This is a genomic window from Methylobacterium guangdongense, from assembly GCF_038442355.1.
GTDB lineage: Bacteria > Pseudomonadota > Alphaproteobacteria > Rhizobiales > Beijerinckiaceae > Methylobacterium > Methylobacterium guangdongense.
The window spans coordinates 1-849 of record NZ_JBBXMX010000077.1 but is presented as its reverse complement, the minus strand read 5'-3'; the positions used below and the strand labels follow the sequence as shown (position 1 = coordinate 849).

At 68.0% G+C, this 849-nt stretch carries 1 pseudogene; it reads left to right on the top strand.

Annotation, left to right across the window (positions count from 1 at the left end):
* Nucleotides 1-849 (top strand): annotated as a pseudogene (locus tag AAHG09_RS31815) (IS3 family transposase); the annotation flags it as partial.

Sequence of the window (849 nt, the reverse complement as noted above, 5' to 3'; positions counted from 1 at the left end):
GCTCGACGTGGCGACGCTGCGTGAGGCACTGGGAAAAAACTTCTGACGCCCGGCGCACGGAGAACAGCCGTGAGCTGGGCCATCGAGGAGAAGGGCTACTCGCAGCGTCGTGCGTGCGGGCTGATTGGCCTTGAGCCGAAGACGTACCGCTATGCCTCGACGCGAGGTGACGATGCGGCCGTGCGGGTACGCCTGCGCAGCCTGGCCGGCGAGCGTCGCCGGTTCGGCTACCGACGTCTGCTGATCCTGCTGCAGCGGGAGGGCGTCACGCTGAACCACAAGAAGCTGTTCCGGCTCTACCGGGAGGAGCGGCTGTCGGTGCGCAGGCGCGGTGGGCGCAAACGAGCCCTTGGCACGCGGGCCCCCGCCGCCGTGCCCCAGGAGCCGAACCAGCGCTGGAGCCTCGACTTCGTCTCCGACACGCTCGACGACGGGCGGCGTTTCCGCATCCTCGTCGTGGTCGACGACTGCACGCGGGAGTGCCTGGCGCTGGTAGTCGACACGTCGCTGTCCGGCCATCGCGTCGCACGTGAACTCGACCGGATCATCACCGGCCGCGGCAAGCCGCTGATGATCGTCTCGGACAACGGCACCGAACTGACCTCGGATGCGATCCTTCGCTGGCAGGAAGAGCGTGCGGTCGAGTGGCACTACATCGCCCCCGGCAAGCCGCAGCAGAACGGCTTCGTTGAAAGCTTGAACGGACGCTTGCGCGACGAGTGCCTGAACGAGCATCTGTTCCGGAGCCTGCCGGCGGCCCGGACCATCATCGAGGCGTGGCGGGTCGACTACAACACCTGCCGCCCGCACACGAGCCTCGGCGGGCTCACCCCGAACGCGTTTGCAACC